The organism is Flavobacterium cucumis (assembly GCF_900148835.1).
Taxonomy (GTDB): domain Bacteria; phylum Bacteroidota; class Bacteroidia; order Flavobacteriales; family Flavobacteriaceae; genus Flavobacterium; species Flavobacterium cucumis.
The window spans coordinates 1,169,936-1,187,708 of record NZ_FRYK01000001.1 but is presented as its reverse complement, the minus strand read 5'-3'; the positions used below and the strand labels follow the sequence as shown (position 1 = coordinate 1,187,708).

The window sequence follows — 17,773 nt, the reverse complement described above, 5'->3', positions numbered from 1 at the left end:
AATAGATGCAGCAAATAATTAATTTTATCATTAAAAACAGCTACAGATTGCTGTTTTTGCTGCTTTTAGGTATTTCATTATATCTTACAGTAAAATCTCATTCTTATCATAGGAGTGAGTATGTAAATTCAGCCAATATTATTTCTGGTTCAATATATGAAAAGATTAATGAAGCAAATGAATATTTGAGTCTAAAAGAAAAAAATAAAGAGTTAGCTACCGAAAATGCTTTATTAAAAGAATTGCTTTTTAATAAAAAAGACACCTTACTAACTTCTAAAACTCTTTTTAGAAGCGACTTAAACAATTACAATGTTGTGGTGGCTAAAGTAGTGAAGAATTCTTTTAACAAAAGAGAAAATTATATCACAATTAATGCTGGTAAAAATTCTGGACTCAAAACTGACATGGGAGTTATTAATGATAATGGAGTCATTGGTTTAGTTGAGAAAACTTCAGCCGATTTTGCCACTATTCAAAGCATACTCAACACAAAATCAAAAATCAATGCCAAAATTAAAAATTCGTATCATTTTGGTTCCTTAGTATGGGATGGTAAAAACGTTGGATATGCCCAACTTATTGACGTTCCTAGATTGGCATCAATTAAAAAAGGGGATTCGATTGTAACTGGGGGAAACTCGACGATCTTTCCAGAAAACATTCCAATTGGAAAAATCGATAGAATTTTTATTGATAAAAAAACAAATTACTACACTATCAATATTCGTTTGTTTAACGACATGACTTCATTAGGTTATGTCTACATAATCGAAAACAAAAAGAAAGAACAAAAACAAGCATTAGAAAACGCAACAACACCAACAAAACGATAAGTGAACAATTCCATTTCAAATACTATTCGCTTTGTAATGTTTATTGCATTACAAATACTACTATTCAACAACATCAACTTGTTTGGTTTTGTCAATCCCTATCCTTATATTTTATTTATTCTTTTATACCCTGTTAATAGCAATAAGTCATTTTTATTATTAGGTAGTTTTGCTTTGGGAATTTTCATAGATATGTTTTCTAATTCAGGTGGTGTTCACACAACAGCTGCTATTTTATTGGCCTATATTCGTCCTGCTTTATTTCGATTTGCTTTTGGATTAAGTTATGAATATCAAACTGTTAAAATCGCTGATAAAATAACCCCTGAAAGAGCGACACTTTTATTTCTAGCGATTTTAATTCACCACTTTATCCTTTTTACATTGGAAATCTTTAGAATCGATTTGTTTCTAATAATTTTATATCGCACACTACTTAGTACTATTTTTACGTTTATTATTTGTTTGCTTATTATTTATTTAATAAAACCAAATAAACGATGAGAAAAATTATTCTACCTTCTGTAATTATACTGAGTGCCATTGTTTTAATTGCTAAAATATTTTATCTTCAAGTTATTGATGAAACATTAAAACTGAAAGCAGAAAACAATGCTATTAAGAAAGTTTTTGATTTTCCTGAAAGAGGTTATATATACGATCGAAATGGAAAATTATTAGTAGCCAATCAACCCTCGTATGACATTATGGTTATACCGAGAGAAATAAAAAATATTGATACAACAGAGTTTTGTAAACTATTAAATATAACAAAAGATTATTTTATTAATAAACTTGAAAAAGCGAATGTTTACAGCCCAAGACTCCCTTCTGTTTTTTTGGCACAACTAAACAAAGCTGAATATGCTGCATTTCAAGAAAAAGAAAGAAAATTTGAAGGATTTTACACCCAAAAAAGAGCTTTACGAGACTATCAAGTTAAGGATTGTGCTAACATTTTTGGCTTTATCACTCAGGTGAATGAAGCTATAATAGAAAAAAATCCTTACTACAACCCAGGAGATTTAATTGGAAAACAAGGTGTTGAACAACAATACGAAGAAATTCTTCGAGGGGTAAAAGGGGTTAAATACCTTTTAAGAGACAAACACAACAAAATAATAGGGCCTTATAAAGATGGTGCTTTCGATACTATTGCCCAACAAGGAAAAGACTTAACGTTAACAATAGACCATGAGTTACAAAAGTATGGCACGGAGTTAATGGTTAACAAAAGAGGAGGAATTGTTGCTATAGAACCTAAAACGGGAGAGATTTTAGCACTAGTTTCTGCACCTACTTACGATCCTTCGCTTTTAGTAGGAAGACAACGTTCTAAGAATTATACCGCTTTGTATAATGATTCCATTTCGAAACCCCTTTATGACAGAGGTCTTCAAGCTACTTACCCTCCTGGATCTCCATTTAAAATCATCACAGGTCTAATTGGGTTACAAGAAGAAGTTATCGATTTAAACAGCACTTTTTATTGTAATGGTGGAGCCAACTTTGGCCGTTTTATGAAATGTCATTGTGGATTACACACATTACAACTAAATAATGGAACGTATAAGTCTTGTAATAGTTATTTTGGAAACGCATATAAGAGAACAATAGAAAAATACAAAGATTCTTATTTTAGTGTTGACAATTGGGCCAATCACGTAAAAAGTTTTGGATTAGGACAATTCCTAGGAACTGACATGCCCATTGGTGCAAAAGGATTAGTTCCTACTTCTAAAACCTACGAAAGAATGTATAATGGAGCTCCAATAAGAAGTTCCTATATTATCTCAAATTCAATTGGCCAAGGAGAAGTGCTAACGTCCCCATTACAATTGGCAAACATGATGGCGGCAGTAGCCAATAGAGGATATTACTATACACCTCACATTGTAAAAAAAATTAAAGGACAAGCATTAGATAAAAAATACACTACAAAACATTATACAACAATAGCAAAAGAACACTTTCCTGCTATGATTCAAGGATTGGCAGATGTTTATAACGTTGGAACTGCCTCAACATTAAAAGTAGAGGGTTTAGAAATTTGTGGTAAAACTGGAACCGCCGAAAATAAAATTCGAGTAGCTGGTAAAACATATCAATTGAAAGATCACTCTATTTTTGTTGCTTTTGCACCTAAAGAAAATCCTACAATCGCCATAGCTGTTTTTATTGAGAACGGTTATTGGGGAAGTAGATGGGCTGGGCCAATCGCCACGTTATTAGTGGAAAAGTATGTAAATGGAAAAATTTCAAGAAAAGATTTAGAAACACGAATGCTTAACGGAAGTATTGAAGACGAGTATGAGAAAATTGAAAATATCATTTTTCAACGCACACCTGAGAGAAAAATTAAAAAAGACACAATATCAAATATTAAAAACAAAATAGGCGAAGCTAGAAAAGAAGAAGAAAACGCATAAATGAAAAATCAAAACATAGGAAACAGCATCGATTGGTTAACCATTTTACTCTATACCTTGTTGGTTATAATGGGATGGATGACAATCTATTCTGCCTCATTACCCATAGAAGAAACTTCAATTTTCGATATTTCACAAATTTACGGTCGCCAATTTTTATTTATAGGTTTAGCGATTCCTTTAATCTTAGTAGTCTTATTCACGGATGCAAAAATTTTCGAACGCCTATCCTTTGTTTTTTACGGATTAGGAATAATCTTATTACTAGGGCTTTTCGTATTTGGCGTAACAAAAAAGGGACAAACCAACTGGTATCAATTTGGAGGATTTGGTTTTCAACCCTCAGAATTTGTCAAAATAGCAACTGCTCTATTATTAGCAAAATACTTAAGTTTCTCACAAGTTAACATCCAAAAATTCAAGCATCAAATAGTTAGTTTAGGCATAGTTATACTTCCTGTATTTTTAATTCTCTTACAACCGGATGCCGGAAGTGCCATGATTTTTCTATCATTAATTTTTGTTTTAAACAGAGAAGGTTTACCAAGTTGGTATTTTATATCAGGAATCTTAGCCATCGTTTTATTTTTTGCTTCGTTACTTATACAACCCATTTTTATAATTAGTGCTGTTTTAATCTTCATGATTATTCACTATTTATTTAACAAAAAAATAAGTCGTAACCCTATAATTTATTCCCTTATATTTGGAATAATAGCTTCTTATACGTATTCCGTAAGTTATGTTTACGATTCGGTTTTAGAACCGCATCAGAAAGACAGAATCAATGTGCTTTTAGGAAACGATGTAGACTTGAAAAGAGAAGGTTATAATCTTAACCAATCTATGATTGCAATAGGTTCTGGAGGACTTACAGGAAAAGGGTATTTAGAAGGAACGCAAACAAAAGGAGGCTTTGTACCAGAACAACATACCGACTATATTTTTACAACAGTTGGAGAAGAATGGGGCTTTATAGGGAGTTTTGTTGTCATTCTTCTTTTTACACTTCTTTTCCTAAGGATTTTATATTTAGCGGAAAACCAAAAAACGAAATTTAGCAGAATCTATGGCTATTGTGTCGCAACGTATCTGTTTACTCATTTTTTTGTAAATATAGCAATGTTGATTAAACTATTCCCAACGATTGGAGTTCCTCTTCCATTTTTCTCATATGGCGGCTCTAGTCTTTGGTCGTTCACTATACTTCTTTTTATCTTTATAAAACTAGACGCCAATAAAGTAAATGAATGGTAATTAAAAACTCCAGATTTTATAATCATTTTTAGATTCCAAAGCATTTTCTATGGTATCTTCTAATCTTGGAAAAAAATCAATTCCTGTAATTTTTTCGACTTCATTTACAGTGACTACATATTCATACAAAGGAAGTTTAGAATCTTCATGAGGTATAAGAAAAGCAATCATTTTTGATTTATCTTTAGTCATGAGAACCTTATAAAAATAATTTGGAACAGAAACCTTTTCCTTTCCTATAGTTTTCAAATTATCACTTAAAACACCACCTGTAACCACATAAATACCATTATATTTTTCAGCCCAATACCTTGTTTTTTCTTCTAAACGATTCCATATACCTGAATTAAACGCTCGTTTTTGCGGCGTTATATTAGAAGTGTAAAAGGTTTCTTTAAAGCTATCATAACTCGATTTTCTATCACCAGCAGGACATAAATGACCTTTATCATATCCAGATTTTTTATAATTCCTCCAATCAGCGGATACCGTTTTCACTAGTGGGTCTTCAATAAAAAAAGGACGATCATAAGTACCTTTTTTAAAGTCTGATGGAGTCAAAAAATAGGCTACCCATTCACTTTGCTCATGTTCTTCCGAGTATGAAAAAACAAAACTCTTACGCTCATAAACCGCTTGTGTAGTTGAAGTAGGAAAATAATAAAACTGATTTGATACTATATCAACTTCCTCATTAGAAATCGAACTATCAAGTACTTTTTCTTCATCTTTTGGCAAATCAATACAAGAAGAAACAAACACTAATAAAAATATTGAAATGAGCATCTTTACCATACTACCTATTATTTTTAGTTATCTTTGTAAATATAACCCTTAAAGTTGAAATCATGAAAATAAAATTTTTACTATTAATAAGCTTACTTTGCATACAAAGCACATTCACAGTAGCACAAGAAAGAACAAGCGATAGCATTAAAAACAAACAAGAGCGTCTTATTAAAGAAAGACAAAAAGAAGAGAAGGATAGAATAAAACAAGAAAAAGAAGCGCTTAAAGAGCTTAAGAAAACAGAAAGTGACCGACAAAAAACAGTAAAAGAAGCTAAAAAAGCTCAAAAGGAAGCACAGAGAGAAGTAAAAAAAGCCGAAAAAATAATTGCGAACAGAGAAAAAGCCAAAAAGAATGTTGAGAAAGCCAAAAAGAGAATAAATTCTAATAAAGATAAATTAGAAAAAGAAAATAAAAAACTCGAAAAACTAAAAGGAAAATTAGAAGAAAAAGAGGAATTAAAATGGAAGGCAAAAATTTTAAAACTCGAAACACAAAAAATTGAATTACAAGAAGACCTTTTGGAAGCCGAAGAAAAATTAAAAAAATTAGAATAATATAATAACAAAAAAGAGGCAATTGCCTCTTTTTTGTTACATGTCACTCTTATAATCCATATGACCCAAAAAAAGGGGGGCAAAAACCCCTTTTTTTTGGCAATTTAATTTCTATACTTTGAATTATACCTTGAGGTAGCTAATTTAGCCTTATTAAGAGATTTCATCTCAGAAATAACATTCAAAGTTTCTGTAATATAAATATCTTTCTGTAAATCTTCATGCCAACGATCTCTTTTTTCTTTCAAAACAGGATCTTTATCAAAAAGTTCAATTTCATAAGGTAATGAAGAAAAAGTCAAATTATTATTGTACTCAGAAATTGGCTTAAAACGCTTTAGTTTATTTTCATCTAAACGCTCTTTTTCTTTAAATTCATTAATATTAAGACTATAAACATTTTGATCCTTTCTTTCATAAATCCATTTTGCATTTTGATCAATCAAAGTAAAAATACTATTTGAAGCTATTCTTTTTCTACTATTGTCAATGACATCTTTAAAATCGCCAAATAAAGGCTCAAATTTCACGGGAGCAATACGATCCCATGGCAACGCACTTTCCTCATCACGCTCCCCCATATCTAAATAAGTAAATCGATCTGGAAAAACAATATCACTCTTTACACCTTCTCTTTGTGTTGAACCACCATTAATTCGGTAAAACTTTTGAATCGTAGTCTTCAATGCTCCTAAATCTCCAAATTCATTACCTTTTATAAACTGATTTAAATCGATAACATTTTGAACGGTTCCTTTTCCATAAGAATGCTTACTTCCAACCACGATACCTCTGTTATAATCTTGAATAGCTGCAGCAAATATTTCAGAAGCAGAAGCAGAAAAATTGTTTATCATTACTACTAAAGGACCATCATACTGCACTTTCTTATCTAAATCAGGTAAAACCTCAGGATTTCTACCTGGAGCTTTAACTTGAACAACAGGTCCTTCAGGAATAAAAAGTCCTACCATTTTAACAACCGTTTCTAAAGACCCTCCTCCATTATCTCGAAGATCCATAACAATTCCGTCAATGTTTTGAGCTTTCAAACGCTCTATCTCCATTGCTACATCTTTAAAAGCATCTCTATTTTGCTTATTTTCAAAACTAATATAAAATTTAGGCAAATAAATAATTCCAAACTTTTTCCCATCTTTCTCAACGATAGATGATTTAGCAAAAGTCTCTTCTGTTTCTACTTCATCTCTGATAATCGAAATGACTTGAATAGAACCGTCAACTTTTTTCACAGTAAGACGCACTTCAGTTCCTTTTGGTCCTTTTATCTTCTTAACTACATCATCTAAACGCATTCCTGCAATATCGATAGGGTTCTCTTTGCCTTGACCTACTTTTAAAATTAAGTCACCAGCCTCTAGTTGTTTCCCTTTCCAAGCAGGTCCTCCTGATATCAATTCAGAAACCTCAACACCTGATTCTTTCTTTTGAAGACGTGCTCCAATTCCTTGGAAAGTACCACTCATACTAACATCAAACTTTTCCTTGTCTTCTGGAGAAAAATAAAACGTATGAGGATCAAATCGCTCCACAATTGAATTTAGGAACATTGAAAACCAATCGGCTCTATCCAATTCCGATTGAATAAAATCAAAATATTCATTTAATGATTTTAATGAACTTTCACGTACTTCCTTTTCAATAACAGCAAAAGATTTAACTTGGTAAGAAGGATCCGTCTTTTTCTTCTCTTCTTCTAACTTTTGTTTATCAGTTACAGAAGACAAGGCTTGTAATTTAAGTTGTTTTCTCCATCGCTCAACTAATTCCTTCTTATTCTGAGCAAATGGTAGTTTTTCATAAGCCACATTAATAGATTCCATTTGTTCAAAATCAAAAGGCTTAGACAATATATCTTTATAAATCGCTCTTGATTCTTCCATTCTTTTTAATAAACGAGTATGTGTAAGCGTAAAGAAAGTCAACTCTTTATTTCTAATCATGTCATCAATTTGCAATTCATACTTACTGAATTCAGCAATATCACTTTGAATAAAAAAACGCTTCGTTGGATCAATCCCTTCCAAATACTTATCGTAAACTTGCTTAGAAAAATCGTCATCAAATGAAATAGGACTATAATGTACCTTTTCAAGAACGAAGGTCATCAAGTCTAAAAGTAGTTTGTCCTTTTCAGGATCCTCCACTTTCTTATTAGGGATAAAACTCCACAATACTGCAGAAAGTGCAGTAATAAACAAAATAACCTTATAATTTCTTTTCATAAATTCCCCTATTCGTTTCATTAAAAATTTTTATCTAAAATACATAAAAAATCGTGCCACAACTCTTTATCATCTATAATTTTTTGTTAAAGCTATAAAATTATTTCTTTTAAAAAAATGGATTTATAAATTTTAGCTAATTTAGCAAAAAAAGACATAAATGCCAAGACCTTTAATACTTGTAACAAACGACGACAGTATTGTTGCACCGGGAATTCGAGCTTTGATTGACGTAATGAAAACGTTAGGCGATGTAGTAGTTGTAGCCCCAGATAGCCCACAAAGCGCAATGGGACACGCAATAACAATCAACAACACCTTAAAACTAGAGAAAGTAACAATAGACAAAGAACTTGAACAAGAATACAGTTGCAGCGGAACACCCGTTGATTGTGTGAAAATTGCAATTCACGAAATCTTAAAAAGAAAACCCGATTTGTGTGTGTCAGGAATAAATCATGGTTCCAACTCTTCCATAAATGTAATTTATTCAGGCACCATGAGTGCAGCAGTTGAAGCCGGAATTGAAGGAATTCCAGCCATTGGATTTTCCCTACTAGATTACAGTTGGGATGCTGATTTCGAGCAAATCAAACCTCACGTAAAACAGATTGCAGCTGAAGTATTAAAAAAAGGGCTGCCAGAAGGTGTAATTTTAAACGTTAATTTTCCAAAATTAACTAAAGAAGAAATAAGAGGAGTGAAAATTTGCCGTCAAGCGAAAGCCATGTGGCAAGAAGAATTTGATAAAAGAACGAATCCTCAAGGAAAAGAATACTACTGGTTAACCGGAAAATTTGTCAATTTAGATAAAGGAACTGACACCGATGAATGGGCTTTAGAAAATGGATACATCTCAATTGTTCCAGTTCAGTTTGATTTAACGGCTCATCATGCGATGCAACAATTGAATTCTTGGGAATTATAAAATTAGACAATTAGAAAATGAAATATTACATTATAGCAGGAGAAGCTTCGGGCGACTTACATGGCGCTAACTTGATGAAAGCTTTATATGAAAAGGATCCATCATCCGAAATTCGTTTTTGGGGTGGCGATTTAATGCAAAATGTGGGCGGAACCTTAGTCAAACACTACCGCGAATTGGCTTTTATGGGATTTATTGAAGTCATCATGAACTTAAAAACCATTTTGAACAACATCAAAATCTGCAAAAAAGACATCGAAGCATTTCAACCTGATGCCATTATTTTTATTGATTACCCCGGATTCAATATGCGCATTGCAACTTGGGCGAAAGAACGCAATATTCCGACGCATTATTATATTTCGCCTCAAATTTGGGCTTGGAAAGAAAATCGCATCAAAGCCATCAAACGCGATGTAGACTTTATGTATGTAATTCTTCCATTTGAAAAAGACTTCTACGAGAAAAAGCACAACTTTCCTGTTCATTTCGTTGGCCATCCGTTAATTGATGCCATTGCTAGTAGAACGGAAGTATCCGATGAAAAATTTAGACAAGACAACCAATTGTCAAACAAACCAATTATTGCGTTATTACCAGGAAGTCGAAAACAAGAAATTGCCAAAATGCTTTCGATTATGCTTTCGGTAACAAAAGATTTTCCAGAGTATCAATTTGTAATTGCTGGAGCTCCGAGTCAGGAATATGCATTTTACAAACCATTTTTGACAAATGATAATGTAAAATTCATTTCAAATAAAACCTATGATTTATTGAGTCATTCACATGCGGCTTTAGTAACCTCTGGAACGGCTACTTTAGAAACCGCTTTATTTAATATCCCCGAAGTGGTTTGTTATAAAGGAAGTTACATTTCGTATCAGATTGCCAAACGCATCATCACTTTAAAGTACATCTCATTGGTAAATTTAATCATGGATAAAGAAGTGGTTAGAGAATTGATTCAGGAAGAATTGAATACCAAGAATTTAAAAGTTGAACTCCATAAAATTTTAAATTCGGAAAGCCGTGCTGTTTTATTTCAAAATTATGCCGATTTAAAACACAAATTAGGAGGCGAAGGCGCAAGCAAAAAGACTGCGGAATTGATTGTGAATTCTTTAAAAAAATAGAGAAAATTCTTATTGGTTCGAAATAAATATAATGGATTTTTTTTATTTTTGGATTAAGAAGCTACGCCTTCTTAATCCAAATACCATTTAATTACAAAAGTACTTGAAAGTATTTAAATTTCCATTACTCACCATAACCATATGTTTTGCGATAGGAATTATTGCTGCATATTACTTGCATTGGAGTTTTACTACACTTCTAATTTCATTGTTGGTAAGTCTAGGTATTTTCGGGATCCTATTTTGGAAAAGCAAAAAAGCTTTGCTTCAAAATTCTTTTTTTGGCATCATTACTTACTTATTGGCTTCGATCTTGGGAATGATGAATTTCCACATACATTCCGATTTAAATTTAAAGCAACATTACTCAAAAAAATCCTTTGAAGAATACAATTCCATTCGAGGAATTGTTACAACTACATTAAAACCAAATGAAAAATACAACAAATATTTTATAAACCTAACTCATTTCAACGATAGTATGGTTGCTGGAAAAATATTACTTTATGTACCAAAAACGAATCGTGAAACTTTACACTCTGGAAATGACATTTGGCTAAAAGCGCCTATCTATCCTATTCCAAAAGCATTTAATCCGTACCAATTTGATTATTCAAAATACCTCGAAAAGCAAAACGTTTACCATCAAATTTACACCCGAGAAAATCAAATTAAAATCGTTCAAACACGCAAAACCATTGATTACTACATCGAAAACATCAGAAATAACCTCAGTAAGAGTTTTGAAATTCATCATTTTGAACCTAAAACCAAAGCAATTATTGACGCCTTAATTTTAGGACAACGATTAGAATTAGATAAAGAAACCATTACTGATTATTCCAATGCTGGTGTGATTCACATTTTAGCAATTTCTGGATTGCATATTTCCATTATTTACTTTTTTATGGTGTTCCTGTTAAAACCATTAAAAAGAATTCGTTTTGGAGCTGAAATTCAATTACTAACCATATTGGGCATTCTATGGTTGTTTGCTTTAATTACGGGTTTACCAGCATCAGTAACTAGAGCAGTGACACTATTTAGTTTTGTTAGCATTGGAAACTATTTTAATCAACCGAAAGCCATTTATAATGCCTTAGCAATTTCTGCCTTTTTGATTTTGCTGGTAAAACCCAATGCCATTTTCGACATTGGTTTTCAATTGAGTTATGCCGCCGTTTTATCAATAGTTTTGTTCCAACCGTTTTACAAGAAATTCTATTTTTCCGAAAATAAAATTGCGATTTATCTCACCGATACTATCTTAGTTTCCATAGCGGCACAAATAGGCGTTTTACCTTTAAGTCTATATTACTTTAACCAATTACCGTTATTGTTTTTAGTGGCGAATTTGGTTATTATTCCGCTTTCTAGTTTGGTTTTAATTGCTGGAATTATCATTTTACTTTTTAATTATGTACTTCCTTCGGTTGCAGTTTTTATGGGGAAAATTTTAGAATTTAGCATTCAAATTATGAACGACTATATCCATTGGATTGCACAATTTAAAAGCGGAATTATTACAAATATTTCGTTTTCGGGTTGGCTGACTTTTGCATTGTATTTGGTAATAGTTGCCTTTATGTATTGGTTATATCATACTAAAGCTAAAAACGTAAACTATATTTTGGGAACACTTTTACTCTTCCAATTGAGTTATATCATTGTAAAATGGAGTGAAAGTAACAGTAATGAATTAGTTATTTTTAATGAAAAATCAACTTTAATAGGAATCAAAAATCAAAATAGCATTATTGCCTTCAGTGATAACCCAGAAATCCACAACGCTACCCTGAGTCATTATAGCCGAGGTAGCTTCTCGGATTCAATACAAATTTTTCCCTTGCAAAATACAATTGCTTTTCAAAGCAAAAGAATTTTAATCGTTGATAGCATGGGTATTTACCAAACCTCTATTCATCCTGATATAATTATCCTAACTCAAAATCCTAAAATCAATCTATCTCGATTGATTCGAGACATAAAACCAAAAGCAATAATTGCAGATAAAGTCAATTATAAAAGCAACATTAAACGTTGGGAAGCTACTTGTAAAAAAGAAAAAATCCCTTTCCATGCGATTGCTGAAAAGGGATTCTATAAAATAAAATAATCTTATTTCTTTTTAATAATTTGATTAGCACCTTCAAGCCAAACTTTTGGGCCTCCAGCTACATAACCCGTACTCCCAAGAGCTGTTAAATTCACTTTAGCAGCATCTGTTTTAGCAGCACCTACAAACCAAACCGTTGGATAACCTCTCACTTGTAATTGCTGTTGTAATTGAGCATTTTGAACTTTAATTGCTTGGTCTTGTGGCGTTCTTCTCGGGAAATCTAACTCAACTAAAACAACATTCTCTTTTGCCCATTTCGTAAATTCAGGCGTTTTAAAAACTTCTTTTTGCAAACGAATACACCAACCACACCAATCAGAGCCTGTAAAGAATAAGAACATTGGTTTATTTTCTTTAATTGAAATATCAGTTGCTTTTGACATATCAGTATGCCATGTTAACTCTTCTTGCGCTTGGATTGACATACTCGTCAAAGTTAAAAACGCTATTAGTAAAATCTTCTTCATATATATAATTTATTAAAACAAATGTAACAAATTAAATGCCAAAAATAACTGTTACTTAACTTCTTGCATTAATTTCCTAACGACTGGAGAAATAGCAATCAAAACTAGTCCAGCTACTAAAGCGTATATTGCTAATTGTTGGTAACCATTAGCATAGGTATTCAATTTTTCTAAGTTGGTCATGTTCTTAGAAGCACTTGCAATATTTGCACCTAATAAACCTGCAAAATATTGACCATATGCGCTTGCCAAAAACCACATTCCCATAATAACGGCTTGAGTTTTTTGAGGCGATAATTTGGTCATGGCACTCATACCAATTGGGGATAAACATAATTCACCAAAAGTAATTACGAACCATCCAAATGTAAACAAATCTAAAGAAGTCTTTCCATCTGGTCCTGCAAAAAACTTGGTATAGTAAAAAACCCAAAAACCTCCAGCTAAGAATAAGAATGCTAATCCAAATTTAATAATTGTATTAGGTTCAATCTTTTTCTTAGCCATCCAAAGCCAAACCATGCCTACTAGTGCTGCGAATGCAATTACAAAAAAAGAGTTTGCCGAGTTGTTTACTCCATTAGGATCTAAAGGAATTCCTAAAACTTTATTATTTAAATTCTCAGCAGCAAAATCACTTAATGAGCCTCCACTTTGTTCAAAAAAGGCCCAAAAAACAATTGAAAATAGCATAAAAATAACTGCAGCAATTAACTTTTTATTTTCAGCTATTGAGAAACCACGCATTTCATAGGCTAAATATAACAATGAAAATGGACCAATGGTATACATGAAGTAATCTGTATATTCTGTATTAGAAACCATTACAATTATAATTGGAATAATTAAAATAGAGCCTATATAAGTAGACCACTCATAAATTTTTCTTTTACCAGATTCAATATGTTGTAATGGTGACAAACCAATGTTTCCTAAACTTTTTTGAGTTTGTGTAAAGGTTAATAAACTAATAACCATAACAATAGCAGCTAACCCAAATGCAATATTCCATTCCAATCCTTCCGGTATGATAGAAGATAACATCTCTCTTTTTCCTATAGCTATACAAACATAACCGCCAATTAAAGCACCTAAATTAACTCCTGCATAAAACAATGAAAATCCAGCATCTGTTCTTGAATCACCCTCTCTGTATAGTTTACCAACCATTGATGAAATATTTGGCTTGAAGAAACCAGTACCTACAATAGTAAAACTCACTCCAATAAAAAACATTGATTTAGGATCTATTGCTAATATTAAACTCCCAACGATCATTAATAATCCACCCCAAAATAATGACTTTCTGAATCCAAAAATTTTATCAGCAAATAATCCTCCAATAAAGGTAAATGCGTATACCCAAGCTTGAGTTGCACCGTATTGTAGGTTAGCTGTTTCTTTATCCATCAATAAATGATGAACCATATAGAAATATAACATCCCACGCATTCCGTAGAAACAAAAACGTTCCCACATTTCGCTGAAGAATAAATACCAAAGTTGCTTTGGATATTTCCCTTTAAAACCCTGGATTTGTTCTATTGTTTGCATCTTAGTGAATTCCTTTTTCTTGCATTACTTTGTTTAGTTGTTTCAATAAAATGAACATTAACAAAGTAGCAAACATTAATAATCCGAAATTTATCCAGAAGAAATCTTGTTTGTTATCATACGTATCCCAAAGACTAGCTAATACACCACTCAATTTATTTCCGATAGAGGTTGATAAAAACCAACCTCCCATCATTAGTGAAGTGATGTTTGTTGGACTCAATTTAGAAACCACTGATAATCCCATCGGACTCAAGAATAATTCACCAATAGTGATTACTCCGTAATTAGCAACTAACCACCAAACACTTACTTTTTCAGAACCATTTGCTCCCATATTTACAGCAGCAATCATTACTAAAACAGATAAAGCCGAAATTAATAATCCGAATGCTATTTTGGTTGGTGTTGAAGGCTCTTTCTTTCTGCTTCTTAAAAAAGTGAAGAACGCTACTACTAATGGAGTTAAAATAATTACCCAACCCGGATTAATTGACTGACTCAAATTGGTTGCCCAAAGTGAAACAGAAGCGCCTTCTTCTGGTAATTTATCTTTAGCCACGTTTCTAAAGTAAACTGGATAATCCACTGTTTTTTGAACTTCTCCATCTACTTTTTGAATTCGGAAACTTGAATCGTATAATTCAACCGTATCTTTTTTGTATTCTACTTCTTTGGCTAATTTTAAACCATTGAAAACCGTTTGAGTAGTTCCTGTAATTTCTCTATCCGTGTAACGGTCTGCCCAAGTATTTAATGCTGAACCATTCAATTTGAAAACACCCCAGAATAAAATCACCACTGCAAAAATCGTTAACAAAGCTCCAATAGGTCTTTTATCTTCCGTCTTAGCTTTAAAGTATAAACTTCCGTAGAAGAAAATCACTGGAATACAAGCAAAAATAAAAGCATCTGTACTATCCGAACCAAAAATATAACCATTAGGATTAGCCTCAGTTGTTACTCCTTTTATTAACCAACCAATTATTCCAAAAACAGCAGATGGTACTAAGATAAACATTACAATTTTCCAGAAAGGCATATCACTGGCTTGTACTCCTTTTTTCTCCGTTTTATTACCATAGTGTTTGGTTCCTAAAATAAAAACGACAACACCGATGAACATTCCAATTCCAGCCGCCATGAAAGCATACTGCCAGCCTAATAAAATTTGCAAAGCAGCTCCAAAGAAATTACAAATGAATGCCCCTACATTAATTCCCATGTAGAAAATATTATAGCCTTCATCTTTTTTATCTTTATATTGCTCTTCGGTATAGAAATTACCTAGAAGTGTTGAAATATTAGGCTTAAAAAAACCATTACCTACAATAACTAAGGTCATGGCGATATATAACATAGTTATATCATGAATTCCCATCATGAAATAACCAGCTCCCATCATTAAACCTCCAATAACTATGGATTTTTTATACCCCCAATATCTATCGGCAACTAAACCACCAATGAAAGGCGTTAAGAATACCAAAGCGATAAAAGTTCCATATAAATCGGATGCTTCTTTCTCGGTCATAGCGAATCCGGCTTCAACATCTTTAAGGTATAAGGTAAAAATACCAATCATTAAATAATAACCGAAACGCTCCCACATTTCAGATAAAAACAAGTAGGGCAATGCTTTAGGATGACTTTTCCACATAATTATATTGTATTAAAAAACAAACCTACAAGGATTTCTTGTAGGTTTGAAAGATATAAAAAATATTTTTAAAAGCAATTAGGTCATTCCATTCATCATTTTTTTCAATCTTGGTGATAAAACTGCTAAAATAACAGCTGCAATTCCACAAAGAATAACAAAAACCATAAAAAACTCATAGAGATTATGAATTTCAAATCCTGCAAATGAAGTATATTCGGTTGGCAATTGCTCCTTTTCGAATAATACTACTTGTTCCGCTGTTAAAGTTACTTTTTTATCTAAAACATCTTGAAGATTAACTCCTAATGTTTCCGCCTTTTGGAATTTATCTCCTGTTGCAGGAATAATAGCACCCAACGACCCTGCTAAAGCGTAACCCGCTGCATTAGAGATAAAGAAAACACCGTATAATAATGACGCAAAACGTTTAGGAGCTAATTTACCAACCAATGACAGTCCAATAGGTGACAAACACAATTCTCCCATTGTCTGAATCAAATACAACAACATTAACCACTTAATAGCTAACAAACCAGAGTTCCCTAGATCTTTTACATTATGAGCAATGATAAAATAACTTAATGCAATTAAAGCCAATCCCATTGCTTGCTTTAGTGGAGAAACGGGTTCTTTTCCCTTAGCTCTTAACTTATCCCAAAGCAAACTGAATGGCAATGCCAACATTACAACGAAAATACCGTTAAAAATTTGCACCATTGACGGCGGCATGTTCCATCCAAAAATATCCCTATCTGTTTGATTATCTGCTATAAAAGTTAACGAAGAACCCGCCTGCTCAAAAGCTGCCCAGAAAAAGATGATAAAGAACGAAACAATGTAAATAACCCAAATTCTTTGTCGTTCTACTTTATTTTCAGCAGAACTCATAATTAAATAAGCTAAAGCAATACCAGCAGAATAAATAAATGGATAAATAATTCCCTTTATCAATTGTCCCATGGCAACATCAGAAAATCCAAATTCGCCAACCAATAAATATCTAAAAACAAAAAATAAAGCTGCAAAAATTACAATTGCTGTTCCAATTGCTGTTCCTGTAAATTTAGCTGTTTGTGTTTCACCTTCTTCAAAATCTCCAGCCTCATTATTTTTAGGCAAACCACCGATAGGTCTCCCCTCTGGTGTAACAACATATTTATTCTTTAGAAAAAAGAAAGTAATTGTCCCTATTATCATTGCGATTGAAGCCGCAAAGAATCCCCACTTAAAAGCAAAAATATCTCTTACTCCAGTTTCTGCATCCTTAACATCACCTACCCAAGGACAAATAAATTGGCCTAAAAAAGCTCCAATATTAATACCCATATAGAAAATTGTAAAAGCTGAATCCAGTTTGTTTTTTTCTTGTTTCGGATACAAACTTCCTACCATTGAAGAAATATTCGGTTTGAAAAATCCATTTCCAAAAATAATAATAAACAAGGCTATCCACATGAATAATTTCGCGCTTCCCAAGCTAGAATCAAAAGTTGACGCACTAATAAACAACAAAAATTGTCCTATTGCCATTAATGTTCCACCTAGCATAATACTGTATCTATTTCCGATGTATTTGTCAGAAATAAAACCTCCTAATAGCGGTGTCAAATAACATAATGCTAGAAATCCTCCATAAATAATAGCTGCATCTGCCTCTTTAATTAATAATGAATTTACCATGAACAAGGTAAGGATTGCTCGCATCCCATAGAAATTGAACCTTTCCCACATTTCGGTTCCAAATAAAACCCAAAGTCCTTTTGGATGTCCTGTTTTTACTGCTTCACTCATATAA

The 17,773-nt window shown here is 32.4% G+C and carries 14 protein-coding genes; 8 read left to right on the top strand and 6 right to left on the bottom strand.

Going from position 1 to position 17,773, the window contains the following annotated elements; genetic code table 11:
• The first annotated feature begins 5 nt into the window (after positions 1-5).
• The 4 genes from mreC to rodA are packed head-to-tail and all read left to right on the top strand — an operon-like array spanning position 6 to position 4,522.
• A complete protein-coding gene (gene mreC, locus BUE95_RS05470) occupies positions 6-836 on the top strand; it encodes a rod shape-determining protein MreC (RefSeq protein WP_073582163.1) in 831 nt (276 codons plus the stop codon).
• Positions 837-1,340, top strand: a complete 504-nt coding sequence (locus BUE95_RS05465) for a rod shape-determining protein MreD (protein WP_073582161.1) — start codon at positions 837-839, stop codon at positions 1,338-1,340.
• On the top strand, positions 1,337-3,265 hold the full coding sequence (gene mrdA / locus BUE95_RS05460; RefSeq protein ID WP_073582159.1) for a penicillin-binding protein 2: 1,929 nt from the start codon (positions 1,337-1,339) through the stop codon (positions 3,263-3,265). Before BUE95_RS05465 ends, mrdA begins: the two co-directional genes overlap by 4 nt.
• Positions 3,266-4,522 carry a rod shape-determining protein RodA gene (gene rodA, locus BUE95_RS05455; RefSeq protein ID WP_073582157.1) on the top strand — a complete coding sequence of 419 codons (1,257 nt, stop codon included), beginning with the start codon at positions 3,266-3,268 and terminating at the stop codon, positions 4,520-4,522.
• Here the strand turns inward: rodA and BUE95_RS05450 are convergent, their stop codons facing one another.
• Positions 4,523-5,317, bottom strand: a complete 795-nt coding sequence (locus BUE95_RS05450) for a DNA/RNA non-specific endonuclease (RefSeq protein WP_073582155.1) — start codon at positions 5,315-5,317, stop codon at positions 4,523-4,525.
• Between the two features lie 53 nt (positions 5,318-5,370).
• Between BUE95_RS05450 and BUE95_RS05445 the strand changes: the two genes are divergently transcribed.
• Complete coding sequence (locus BUE95_RS05445) at positions 5,371-5,868, top strand: hypothetical protein (protein ID WP_073582153.1); 498 nt, start codon at positions 5,371-5,373, stop codon at positions 5,866-5,868.
• 104 nt (positions 5,869-5,972) lie between these two features.
• Here the strand turns inward: BUE95_RS05445 and BUE95_RS05440 are convergent, their stop codons facing one another.
• The gene (locus tag BUE95_RS05440) at positions 5,973-8,135 is read right to left on the bottom strand and encodes a carboxy terminal-processing peptidase (protein ID WP_073582151.1); all 2,163 of its coding nucleotides are present in this window, start codon (positions 8,133-8,135) and stop codon (positions 5,973-5,975) included.
• Positions 8,136-8,274: 139 nt separating this feature from the next.
• Here BUE95_RS05440 and surE point away from each other — a divergent pair, with 139 nt between their 5' ends.
• The 3 genes from surE to BUE95_RS05425 all read left to right on the top strand — a co-directional run bounded on the left by surE (position 8,275) and on the right by BUE95_RS05425 (position 12,291).
• Positions 8,275-9,042, top strand: coding sequence for a 5'/3'-nucleotidase SurE (surE, locus tag BUE95_RS05435; protein ID WP_073582149.1), 768 nt, complete (start codon positions 8,275-8,277; stop codon positions 9,040-9,042).
• 17 nt (positions 9,043-9,059) lie between these two features.
• Positions 9,060-10,175, top strand: a complete 1,116-nt coding sequence (gene lpxB, locus BUE95_RS05430; protein WP_073582147.1) for a lipid-A-disaccharide synthase — start codon at positions 9,060-9,062, stop codon at positions 10,173-10,175.
• A 103-nt stretch (positions 10,176-10,278) separates the two neighbouring features.
• Positions 10,279-12,291 carry a ComEC/Rec2 family competence protein gene (locus BUE95_RS05425; protein ID WP_073582145.1) on the top strand — a complete coding sequence of 671 codons (2,013 nt, stop codon included), beginning with the start codon at positions 10,279-10,281 and terminating at the stop codon, positions 12,289-12,291.
• 2 nt (positions 12,292-12,293) lie between these two features.
• Here BUE95_RS05425 and BUE95_RS05420 read toward each other — a convergent pair whose 3' ends face one another.
• From BUE95_RS05420 to BUE95_RS05405, 4 genes are all read right to left on the bottom strand, one after another.
• Positions 12,294-12,761 (bottom strand): thioredoxin family protein, encoded by a 468-nt coding sequence (locus tag BUE95_RS05420; protein WP_073582143.1) that lies wholly within the window; start codon positions 12,759-12,761, stop codon positions 12,294-12,296.
• A gap of 51 nt (positions 12,762-12,812) precedes the next feature.
• Complete coding sequence (locus BUE95_RS05415; protein WP_073582141.1) at positions 12,813-14,315, bottom strand: peptide MFS transporter; 1,503 nt, start codon at positions 14,313-14,315, stop codon at positions 12,813-12,815.
• A 1-nt stretch (position 14,316) separates the two neighbouring features.
• Positions 14,317-15,975, bottom strand: coding sequence for a peptide MFS transporter (locus BUE95_RS05410; RefSeq protein WP_073582139.1), 1,659 nt, complete (start codon positions 15,973-15,975; stop codon positions 14,317-14,319).
• A gap of 78 nt (positions 15,976-16,053) precedes the next feature.
• A complete protein-coding gene (locus BUE95_RS05405; protein WP_073582137.1) occupies positions 16,054-17,769 on the bottom strand; it encodes a peptide MFS transporter in 1,716 nt (571 codons plus the stop codon).
• Positions 17,770-17,773: the final 4 nt, after the last annotated feature.

Bases quoted from the DNA above. Each gene is read 5' to 3' on its own strand.
- mreC (WP_073582163.1), top strand. From the start codon at position 6: ATGCAGCAAATAATTAATTTTATCATTAAAAACAGCTACAGATTGCTG.
- mrdA (WP_073582159.1), top strand. From the start codon at position 1,337: ATGAGAAAAATTATTCTACCTTCTGTAATTATACTGAGTGCCATTGTT.
- rodA (WP_073582157.1), top strand. From the start codon at position 3,266: ATGAAAAATCAAAACATAGGAAACAGCATCGATTGGTTAACCATTTTA.
- BUE95_RS05450 (WP_073582155.1), bottom strand. From the start codon at position 5,317: ATGGTAAAGATGCTCATTTCAATATTTTTATTAGTGTTTGTTTCTTCT.
- BUE95_RS05445 (WP_073582153.1), top strand. From the start codon at position 5,371: ATGAAAATAAAATTTTTACTATTAATAAGCTTACTTTGCATACAAAGC.
- BUE95_RS05440 (WP_073582151.1), bottom strand. From the start codon at position 8,135: ATGAAACGAATAGGGGAATTTATGAAAAGAAATTATAAGGTTATTTTG.
- surE (WP_073582149.1), top strand. From the start codon at position 8,275: ATGCCAAGACCTTTAATACTTGTAACAAACGACGACAGTATTGTTGCA.
- lpxB (WP_073582147.1), top strand. From the start codon at position 9,060: ATGAAATATTACATTATAGCAGGAGAAGCTTCGGGCGACTTACATGGC.
- BUE95_RS05420 (WP_073582143.1), bottom strand. From the start codon at position 12,761: ATGAAGAAGATTTTACTAATAGCGTTTTTAACTTTGACGAGTATGTCA.
- BUE95_RS05415 (WP_073582141.1), bottom strand. From the start codon at position 14,315: ATGCAAACAATAGAACAAATCCAGGGTTTTAAAGGGAAATATCCAAAG.
- BUE95_RS05410 (WP_073582139.1), bottom strand. From the start codon at position 15,975: ATGTGGAAAAGTCATCCTAAAGCATTGCCCTACTTGTTTTTATCTGAA.
- BUE95_RS05405 (WP_073582137.1), bottom strand. From the start codon at position 17,769: ATGAGTGAAGCAGTAAAAACAGGACATCCAAAAGGACTTTGGGTTTTA.